The organism is Desulfosarcina cetonica JCM 12296 (assembly GCF_001311845.1).
Classification (GTDB): Bacteria; Desulfobacterota; Desulfobacteria; order Desulfobacterales; family Desulfosarcinaceae; genus Desulfosarcina; species Desulfosarcina cetonica.
Map to the genome: position 1 here is coordinate 1 of NZ_BBCC01000231.1, position 8,962 is coordinate 8,962.

An 8,962-nucleotide genomic window follows, 5' to 3' on the forward strand; every position below is an offset into this window, starting at 1 on the left:
CCCCAGGCCTCGGCCCCGGCTCAGCCGGCAGCCCCACCGGCAGAAAAAAAAGCGCCGGCGCCCACTGCTTCAACCGCTATCCCGGATGGTCTGGCCCTGGCCCCCTCGGTGCGCCGCCTGATCGCCGAGAAGCACCTCGATGTAACCAAAATCCAGGGAACCGGCCCCGGCGGCCGCATCAGCAAGGGCGATATTCTCCTGCACCTGGAAAAGGCGCCCGCCGGTATTCCCGAGGCACCGCCCGTGGCCGCGGCCCCGACTTTCCCGGCGCCGGTGGCCACCGAGGAACGCAAACCCATGTCGCCCATCAGAAAGCGCATCGCCGAACGGTTGCTGGCGTCCAAGCAGAACACGGCCATGCTGACGACGTTCAACGAGATCGACATGTCGCGGGCCATGGCGATTCGTTCCCTTTACAAAGATGCCTTTCAAAAACGCCACGGCGTCGCCCTGGGGTTCATGTCCTTTTTTGTCAAGGCGTGCGTGGAGGCGCTCAAAGAGGTCCCTGAAATCAACGCCTTCATCGATGGCAATGACCTCATCTATCATAACTACCAGCATATTGGCGTGGCCGTGGGTACCGACCGGGGGCTGGTGGTGCCGGTGATCCGCCATGCCGAACGCATGGGCTTCGCGCAAGTGGAGAAGGCGATCGTGGACTACGTGGCCAAGATCAAGGAGAACCGCCTGGAGTTGGCCGATCTGGAAGGGGGCACCTTTACGGTGAGCAATGGAGGCGTTTATGGCAGCTTGCTTTCCACCCCCATCCTGAACACGCCCCAGAGCGGCATTCTGGGGATGCACAAGATCGAGAAGCGGCCGGTGGTGATTGACGACCAGATCGTCATCCGGCCCATGATGTATGTGGCGCTCAGCTACGACCACCGCGTCGTGGATGGCAAGGGGGCCGTGACCTTCCTCAAACGGGTCAAGGAATTTGTCGAAAACCCCGAACGCATGGCATTGGAGGTGTAAGATGGCGCAGGATGTCCAGTTTGACCTGGTGATCATCGGTTCCGGTCCCGGCGGATACGTGGCGGCGGTTCGCGCTTCCCAGCTCGGCCTGAAGACCGCCGTGGTGGAGAAGTCCTCGCGCCTGGGCGGAGTTTGCCTCAACGTGGGCTGCATCCCCAGCAAGGCGCTTTTGGATTCGTCCGAGTACTACCATCTGGCCCGGGAGCGATTTGCCGAATACGGCATCAAGACCGGTTCGGTGAGCCTGGACCTGGCCACCATGATGGCCCGCAAGGACAAGGTCGTGGAAGATCTTACCGAGAACGTGCGCAAGCTCCTCGAGGGCAACCATATCGAGATCATCCACGGCAGTGCGTCCCTCACGGCGCCGGGAACCGTGGCCGTGGATACGGGAAAGAAGAAAACCCTGACCTTGAATGCCGACCACATCCTTTTGGCCACCGGTTCGGAACCGGTGGCGGTCAAAGGCCTTGAATGGGACGGCAAGCATATCGTCAGCTCCACCGAAGCGCTGGCGTTCGACAAGGTCCCCGGCCGCCTGGGTATCGTCGGCGGCGGGTACATCGGCCTGGAGTTGGGGTCGGTGTGGAATCGGCTGGGCTCCACGGTGACGGTGATCGAGATGTTGCCCAAAATCGCCACCACCCTGGACGGCCAGGTGGGCCGCACCCTGGATCGTCTTCTCAAGCGCCAGGGCATGCAGTTCCGCCTCAACACCCGTGTGGTCGAGGCCAAGGTCACGGGCAAGCAGGTCAAAACCGTGTTGGCCAGCGGTGATCAGCAAGAGGAGATGACCTTCGACCGCTTGCTGGTGTCCGTGGGCCGGCGCCCCCTGACGCAAGGGCTGGGCATCGAGGCCTTGGGCATCGCGACCGATCCCCGGACCGGCCAGATCGTGGTGGATGAAACCTATCGCACCAGCGTTGCGGGAATCTACGCCATCGGCGACCTGATACCGGGCCCCATGCTGGCGCACAAGGCGTCCGCCGAAGGTATTGCCGCTGTGGAGTGCATGGCCGGCCGGGCCGGCGAAGTGAACTACGACACCATTCCGGCGGTGGTCTATACCTGGCCCGAGGTGGCATCCGTCGGCCTGACCGAGGAACAGGTGCGTGAACGCGAAATCCCCTACTGTGTGGGTAGCTTCCCCTTTTCCGGTGCCGGACGGGCGCGTTGCATGGGGGAGACCGACGGGTTTGTCAAACTGATCTCCCACGGCAAGACCGACCGGATTCTGGGGGTTCATATCATTGGGCCACGGGCGGCGGACATGATTGCCGAGTGCGTCCTGGCCTTGGAATTCGGGGCCAGCAGCGAGGATATCAGCCGTACCATTCACGGCCATCCGACCTTTTCCGAGGCGTTGATGGAAGCGGCCATGCATGTTCGCCAATGCTCCATTTATGCGTCATAAGTGCTTGCCAGCCATGAAAACGCTGAAAGATGACGGAATGGTCATTGTCGACGGAACCGACCGGGTGCCCGCCGATGGATCGACCGTGCCCAACAACCTGGACTGAACGCCGATGACAGGCGAGCGGCTTTCTTCTGCCGAGCGTGTAGCCCTTGCTACAGACAAGCCGGAGGATTCCTTATAAGCAGAGACCAACGTGAACCTTACAACAAGATCAACGGGAGGTGACATGAAAATTCTCGGCATTTCCGGCAGCCCGCGTAAAGAGAGCCAATCCGGAACCTACAAGCTGGTTGAAACCGTTTTGAAGAACACCGGAGTGGACTATGAGTTCATTTCCCTGCGGGGTAAATCCATCTCCGGGTGCATCGCCTGTCTCGGCTGCGTCAAGGACAACATCTGCAAGGTGGATGACGACCTGGCTTCCTTGAGGGACGCCATCGTTACTGCGGATGCGTATGTATTCGGCGCACCCAACTATTATTCGACACTCAATGCCGGCATGCACGCCTTCCTGGAGCGTTGGTTCCAGTTCCGCCATCAGACCGGCAACACCCTCTGGGGCAAGCTGGCCGTGGCCGTGGGCGTGGGCGGAACCGGTGGGGGTGCCGTGGTCGACGAGCTGGAGAAGTTCTTGCTTTACAATTTCGTCGAGACCGTGGCCAAGGTCAGCGGACAAGGCGCGGCTTCTTGTTACAGCTGCGGATTTGGTGAAACCTGTCAGGTGGGCATCCCCCTCATGGTCCACGGCGCGGGCGTAAGATCACGCCGGAGATCGTTCCCGATGTCTCCCGTCAGGCGGATGTGATGGAAGCCGCCGCCGCAGCGGGCCGTTTGCTTGGCGAACGGCTCAAGGCGGGTCACGATCGCGTGGCCGTCACCCAGGCGATGCAGGCTAAAATGATGGCCAAATTCTCCGCTTCGGTCTGATTCGCCTGACTTCTGATTTTTCATTTTAAAAGGCGGCCTTGGGTCGTCTTTTTTTATCCATATGGGTTTGACAAACCGGCAAAATCTGAATTTATAACGCCGCTATTCGCCTTGATTCTTGATGATTCGATCTTAAGTTCTCGGCCAACGCCCAATTGATCCGAGTGGTTTCAAGCCCGCCGGAAACGGCCTAACCCTTTTTCAGGATGGCGCCATGGACGATAAAGACCTGGAATATTTTCGGAACATTCTTCAGACCGAATTGGACGAGTTGCTTAACAAGGCCGGGCTTGCCGTGGGAGAGCTGATCGGTGCGGCATACAGCAACGAGGCCGATCCGCTGGATCGGGCCACGGAAGAACAGGCCCGCAACAATCAACTGCGCATGCGTGACCGGGAGAGCCGGTTGATTGCCAAGATCCGGAAATGCCTTCAGTCGATGGATGACGGCAGCTATGGGATCTGCGAAATCTGCGAAGAACCGATCGGAATCGCCCGTCTCAAAGCCCGGCCGGTCACCAGCTACTGCATTACCTGCAAGACCCAGCAGGAGGCGCTCGAGCGGGTCACCGGCGCCTGATCGACCCCTTGTCTTTCCCGTCGTCTTCCTTTTTTCGGCGGTGCCCGTCCATGCGGTGATGGAAGGGCGCCGTTGCCGAAGGTCTCTCTGTTTCCGTTTGTTCCCCCGATGCCACGCTTTGTATCTTGAATGCGATACCCTCCGTTACGCAGAAATGCAAAAAACGAGAATATTTTACACATACCAATAGCGACTTAATATTTAGTGTAAAAATCTTACATGGCTTTATCGGTATTTTGATTTTTCCCATGATTTGATAACTGACTTTATTTTATTGCAATAAAGTAATGTTTGGATTACGCTCAATTTTTTTTGGCGCTACCCTGAGCAACCCCGGTGTTGGCCATGGCTGTGAAAAATGTGTACAATCCGCTTTTGTATTTTGGCGATCGTCCAAGCCCGCCCCATGGGCACCTGGAATGGTCGATAGGACGATGAATCATGAGAGAACCGAAAACCATTAAAAAAACAAGCACCATTCTCGTCATCGAACGTGGTGTCGAGTTGATTCGGCAACTCAAGCGCATCTGCAACAAGAAAAAGTTTATTATTCGCGCCGCCCAAAACATTGAGCAGGGATTTGAGCATTTCGAAGAGCACGAAATCGATATTCTGATTCTTACCGGAAGCGTGGCGGTTGGCGGGCGCATTCGGGGGATGGAATTCTTGGATATTATTTCTGAGAAAAGTGCGGCCACCCAGATTCTGTTTCTAGCGTCATCCAAGGATATGTCCCTGGTTTTCTCGGCGCTGAAAAGGGGCTCCTATCAATACGGCAAGCTGCCGATCCCTGATGGTGAACTGGAAATGCTCATCAAGGCCGCCTTGCTCCATCAGCCCCAATACACGCCCAACCTTTTGTTGAAGTCCGAAGCGCGTAAGACGACGTTTGAACAAATGGTGGGCGGAGCGCCCAATATGATCGATGTTTACCGCCTGATCCGCCAGGCGGCCAATACCGACATGCCTGTCCTGCTTACCGGTGAAACCGGCACCGGCAAAGACTTGGTCGCCCGGGCCATTCATCAGCAAAGCACCCGTTCCCAAAAGGGATTCATTCCCATCCATCTGGGAGCCCTGCCACCGGAGTTGGTTGCCGGTGAGCTGTTCGGATACGAAAAGGGTGCCTTTACCGGTGCGACGAAAAGTCACCGGGGAATGTTCGAAAAAGCCGAAGGAGGGACGATTTTTCTGGATGAAATCGGCACCATTGATGAAAAGGTACAGATCAGCCTGCTTCGGCTTCTGGAAACCCGCAAACTGGAGCGCATCGGTGGGACCCGCACCATATCCGCCAATGTGCGCATTGTAACGGCGACCAATGAGAATTTATCCGAGGCGGTGGAGCAGGGGCGGTTTAGGGAGGATCTTTTCTTCAGGTTGGACATCTTTCAGATTGCGCTGCCGCCGCTACGCGACCGCAGAGGCGATATCGTTTTGTTGGTCAATCATTTTCTAAAACAATTCAGCGATGATTACCAAAGGGATGTGGTCGGGATCTCACCCGACTGCATTTCAATTCTGGAATCCTACGACTGGCCAGGAAATGTCCGAGAAGTCAAAAATGTCATTCATCGTGCGGTCCTCAACTGCACGGGAGGGATTCTTCTGCCGAGCCATCTTCCCGAGCGCTTGCAGGTGACCCGCAACAAGCCGCAAAATATCGTTCTCCAAATGGGATGCACGTTAAAGGACGCGGAGCGGGAAATTATTTTCCGGACATTGAAATGGACAAACAACAACCGGCAGCGTACCGCTTCGATTTTGGGGATAAGCCGTCGATCCTTGTACAACAAGATCGCACAGTACGAATTGCTTTAGAGCGCTAAGAAACCGGTGCCGCCTGGAAAATGGCATGTATACCACACGATTTATGAATTTTATTTCATAACCGGAAGTCTATTTTATACCACATTGTTCGGTTGTGACAGATGTTTTTTTGCCATATTACCAATATGATGGATAAATTTGATTTCCCTTGGCATGCTGCTGAAAACGGCATTTTTTTGCTGTCGATAGACACAGTTTTCGTGTATCATAATTGATGCTAAGTTTTACCTAGCTCCAAGAATTGCGTTAATGGCCAACTCATCCGAAGGTGAGCGTGGCGGGTCGTACGCTCCGGGCGAAAGCTCATCCCAATTCAATTTGCCGGCACCCTTTATAGCTCTTATCAACTTATAACTCTTATCAACCTGTTTGGAGGAAACAAGATGAAATGGCATGCCCCCGTATTGGTCTCGATTCTAATTTTATGCGGATTTACACTATCCGGCTGCGTCACCGCGGGAAGTGGTGGTACCGCTATATCCGGATCGGCTGGCGGCGGAACCGCCGTTGATGCCAGCTCTTCCCTGGAATACTGCCAGGCGCCATTTGGAACGTTGGCCATCGATGATGGTCGATCGCAAGGGTGGTATGGTGATTTTAGCAGAGCGACAAACGTCACCACCATCGAACCTTTGCTTCGTCTTGCCGTGCAGCAATCCAACTGTTTTGTGATCACATCCATCGGCAACCAGCGAACCGACAGCCGATTGTCGCGGATTACCGATATCCAGCGCAACTCCGGTGAATATCGCGCCGGATCGAAACAGCACAAGGGGCAGCGGGTTGCCGCGGATTACTACATGGAACCCCAAATCATCATCAATAATTCCCCGACAGGTAAAGTCGCGGGCGCGGTGGCCGGCATCTTCAACCGGGGACTTGGCGGTGCCCTTGCCGCCGGGATGGAATCGAAATCCTCGGTGGTCACCCTTTCCCTGTTTGACATCCGCTCGGCGATTCAAATTTCCGCATCGGAAGGCAGCTCCACATCGACCAATTTTGGCGCGGCCATGGGTGCGTTTGGTCATAGGGCCGGTGGCGCCTTGTCCGGCATGACCACCACGCCGGAAGGCAAAGCTACGGTGGCCGCCTTTCTGGATGCATACAATGGCATGGTTCGGGCGTTGCGGAATTACGAAGCCCAGGATGTCAAGGGTGGGTTGGGCCGAGGTGGCACGCTGAAAGTGAATTAATCCCAAAATGGCGAGTATCCCATGACGGCAATTCGGTTTTATACGTTTTTTCTGATTGGCATGATGGTCATCGCCTGCGCCAATCCGCCGGCGAACGAAACCATCCGAATTCATAATTCCTCCGGTCTGTCCGAGCGTCCGTCGAATTATTCATCATACGATCCGTCGACGGCCGTTCCCGATGACGACGGCCGTTTCGCGGCACTTAAAGAGCTTGCGGATCAGGACGCGGCTGCGGCCTATGATCTGGGGTTGCGGTTTTTCCGAGGCGATGGCGTGCGCCAGGACAGTTATCAGGCCATTCAATGGATGCGCAATGCGGCCGAGCGCGGAAACCTCGATGCGCAAAAGGCGCTTGGACGGTTATACCTGACCGGTCTCGAGGAGATGGGGTCCGATCCGCAGGAAGCTGAAAAATGGCTGAGCATTGCCGCCAGTCGCGGAGACAAGGAATCTGCAACCCTGCTTCGTGAAGCCACGGAGGCGCGCAAACGGGAAACGGATTATTATCGTTGGAAGACCTCTTGGCGGCCACGGTTCTACCATTACTGGTATCGCGCGTATCCCTATCATTATTACTGGCGCCATGGCCGCTGGTGGTATTGATTGATGGATCGAGTGCGACGGGGCCGCTGCGATTGCAGAGGCCCCGTCGCTCCGGGACTTTTCGATTCCCACCGCGGCACACCATGAAGGCGGCGATTACTCCTCAATGGCGATGCCATTTTCAGCGCACCATTCTTTAAGTGCCGCCCTTTGCCGCTCGTTTTCAAATTTGTACCATTCATCGAGCAGACCTTTTTTAGACAAAAGGTCTTTATATCGTGAATATGCACCTCGACGACGGAAAATCGAATAAACACGATCCATCTCTGTCGGCAAAAAATCAGAAACGAATTCAATTACGAGCCTTTTACCAAGATCAAGCTCATTTTTATGGGGAATGGAGATATACTTGGGGTCTTCAATGTCATCCGGGATTTCATCGACATAACCCAATTCGGAAGAATAAAACGTTTCTCCAGTTTCTATATTGAGGTAGGCGTTATGCATATAGGGCTGGTCCATGCTGACAAACATAAATGCGTTTTCTATTTCATCAAATGGTATGGGCATAATTCAAATTTTCGTGATATGTGAATTGGTTGATAACAGTAAAAAACTTGAAAAGGGTGTGTGTCATTCAACTCTCCTTTTGATACTGCTCTATCGGGGTTCTTCAGCAGCAGTCGCAGATTTTCGCGATCCCTTGCAAGCGCTTTGATGTTAGGTCAGGTCATTCTTGGGACTTTTTCATCACGAAGCTCTGACAGGCGACCAAGTAGCGATAGCCGTATTCAACGACCGGCTCCTTCCGCTGGTTGGCGACCTCACACTTGATTGACGCAAACCCTCGGTCTGGCTTACTTCGCGATTTTTGTAATTCCATCCACCTGGCATTTACCGTAAGAACGTCACCTGGACGCACTGGATTGAACATCTTTGCTTCGTTCGTGCATGCCGACACCACTTAGAATTGCGACATTACCTTGTGCCTCAACAACAACACGGGTGCAGGCTGAGAGCGTATGAAGGGAGGAAGCAATCAGTCCGCCAAAAAGAGATCTGCTCGCCGCTTTCTCATCAATATGGAACGGTTGAGGATCAAATTTTTTTCCAAAATCGACAATAGCCTCTTGTGTCATCACAACAGGCTGACAATTGATATGTTCTCCATCTTTTAAATCCTCAAAATATCTCTTTTTCACTTTTGCCGTCTTCCTTGAAACAGTTGCCTCATAACCCAGAATAACACGGCCCTGGTTGTCTGCTGGAATGTGTGTTAAAAGGTTTGCCTATTTACATGCCTATAAATATGTTGCATATCCACCATAAATTCCCCGATGTCATATTCAGGGTCTTTGTTCATATCTTGAATTAATGATTCGATTGATTCCTTCGCTTCTTGCAAATTAAATATCGCGTATTCTTTTTTCATCACATGTACTTTTAACGCCAGCTTCACGCGCGGCGGCTTTTTGCCGTCGCTGTGAAAGCAGA

Annotated in this window: 11 protein-coding genes; 8 read left to right on the forward strand and 3 right to left on the reverse strand. The window is 54.2% G+C overall.

Annotation, left to right across the window (positions count from 1 at the left end):
* The 8 genes from odhB to JCM12296_RS29965 all read left to right on the forward strand — a co-directional run.
* Positions 1-975 (forward strand): 2-oxoglutarate dehydrogenase complex dihydrolipoyllysine-residue succinyltransferase (gene odhB / locus JCM12296_RS29935; protein ID WP_054700683.1); only part of this gene is annotated, 975 nt, incomplete at its 5' end.
* A gap of 1 nt (position 976) precedes the next feature.
* The gene (gene lpdA, locus JCM12296_RS29940) at positions 977-2,389 is read left to right on the forward strand and encodes a dihydrolipoyl dehydrogenase (RefSeq protein ID WP_054700686.1); all 1,413 of its coding nucleotides are present in this window, start codon (positions 977-979) and stop codon (positions 2,387-2,389) included.
* 229 nt (positions 2,390-2,618) lie between these two features.
* Complete coding sequence (locus JCM12296_RS29945; protein ID WP_218188355.1) at positions 2,619-3,197, forward strand: flavodoxin family protein; 579 nt, start codon at positions 2,619-2,621, stop codon at positions 3,195-3,197.
* Entirely contained in the window at positions 3,197-3,319 is a 123-nt protein-coding gene (locus tag JCM12296_RS48390) for a hypothetical protein (protein WP_281492206.1), read from the forward strand. Before JCM12296_RS29945 ends, JCM12296_RS48390 begins: the two co-directional genes overlap by 1 nt.
* 214 nt (positions 3,320-3,533) lie before the next feature.
* Positions 3,534-3,899 (forward strand): RNA polymerase-binding protein DksA, encoded by a 366-nt coding sequence (gene dksA / locus JCM12296_RS29950; RefSeq protein ID WP_054700696.1) that lies wholly within the window; start codon positions 3,534-3,536, stop codon positions 3,897-3,899.
* Positions 3,900-4,340: 441 nt separating this feature from the next.
* Positions 4,341-5,720, forward strand: a complete 1,380-nt coding sequence (locus JCM12296_RS29955; protein WP_083456651.1) for a sigma-54-dependent transcriptional regulator — start codon at positions 4,341-4,343, stop codon at positions 5,718-5,720.
* 392 nt (positions 5,721-6,112) lie between these two features.
* Complete coding sequence (locus JCM12296_RS29960; protein WP_054700699.1) at positions 6,113-6,922, forward strand: hypothetical protein; 810 nt, start codon at positions 6,113-6,115, stop codon at positions 6,920-6,922.
* 21 nt (positions 6,923-6,943) lie between these two features.
* The gene (locus tag JCM12296_RS29965; protein WP_054700702.1) at positions 6,944-7,528 is read left to right on the forward strand and encodes a tetratricopeptide repeat protein; all 585 of its coding nucleotides are present in this window, start codon (positions 6,944-6,946) and stop codon (positions 7,526-7,528) included.
* A 96-nt stretch (positions 7,529-7,624) separates the two neighbouring features.
* Here JCM12296_RS29965 and JCM12296_RS29970 read toward each other — a convergent pair whose 3' ends face one another.
* The 3 genes from JCM12296_RS29970 to JCM12296_RS40485 form a co-directional block, all read right to left on the reverse strand.
* Entirely contained in the window at positions 7,625-8,038 is a 414-nt protein-coding gene (locus JCM12296_RS29970) for a UPF0158 family protein (RefSeq protein ID WP_054700704.1), read from the reverse strand.
* Between the two features lie 338 nt (positions 8,039-8,376).
* Positions 8,377-8,670, reverse strand: a complete 294-nt coding sequence (locus JCM12296_RS37280; protein ID WP_172684180.1) for a MaoC/PaaZ C-terminal domain-containing protein — start codon at positions 8,668-8,670, stop codon at positions 8,377-8,379.
* Between the two features lie 74 nt (positions 8,671-8,744).
* The coding region (locus JCM12296_RS40485; RefSeq protein WP_172684181.1) for a hypothetical protein at positions 8,745-8,962 on the reverse strand (218 nt) is incomplete at its 5' end.